The sequence below is a fragment of the Roseateles sp. P5_E11 genome (genome assembly GCF_054049355.1).
The window spans coordinates 1-838 of sequence record NZ_JBFUMO010001112.1; the positions used below are offsets into that span (position 1 = coordinate 1).

Here is an 838-nt window from a genome sequence, read left to right on the forward strand (position 1 = left end):
CATGGCAGAAGGCATCGGGCCGGGCCACGAGGTCATCACGACGCCGTTCACCTTCGCGGCCACGGCGGAGACCATCGTGCTGGCGGGCGCCAAGCCGGTCTATGTCGACATCAAGCCGGGTGATTGCAACATCGATCCGGCGCTCCTCGAAGCCGCGATCACACCCGCCACTCGCGCCATCATGCCCGTCAGCCTGTACGGCCAGGTGGCCGATATGGACGAGATCAACACGGTCGCTGCAAGGCACGGCCTGTCGGTCATCGAAGACGCTGCACAAAGCTTCGGGGCCAGCTACAAGGGCCGGATGAGCTGCAACGTGTCGCGCATCGGCGCGACGAGCTTCTTTCCCAGCAAGCCGCTGGGCTGCTACGGCGACGGCGGGGCCCTCTTCACCAATGACGACGCGCTCGCCCAGGCGATGCGCGAGATCCGAGTGCATGGCCAGAGCCAGCGATACACGCACACTCGTGTGGGAGTGGGCGGGCGCATGGACACGCTGCAATGCGCGGTCGTGCTGGGCAAGCTCGAACGCTTCGAATGGGAGATCGCGCAGCGCAAGAAACTGGGCGACCGCTACGCCGAATTGATCAGGGCCAGCGGAGCGCCGGTGGAACTGCTCGAAGTGGCCGCCGATCGCGACTGCGTGTGGGCTCAGTACACCGTGAAGGTCGACAACCGCGGGGATGTAATCGCTGCGCTGAAGGCGCAGGGCATTCCCACCGCCGTCCACTATCCACGCCCGCTGCACCGCCAGCCCGCCTACGAGACGCCTGAATGCTCGGCCGCCAGCATGCCTCACAGCAATGCAGCCGCAGACCGCGTCATGAGCCTGCCGATG

The 838-nt window shown here is 66.0% G+C and carries 1 protein-coding gene; it reads left to right on the forward strand.

From position 1 onward, the window contains the following. Positions 1 to 838: DegT/DnrJ/EryC1/StrS family aminotransferase (locus ACXJKR_RS33765; RefSeq protein WP_457326578.1), on the forward strand; the 838-nt coding region annotated here is incomplete at both ends.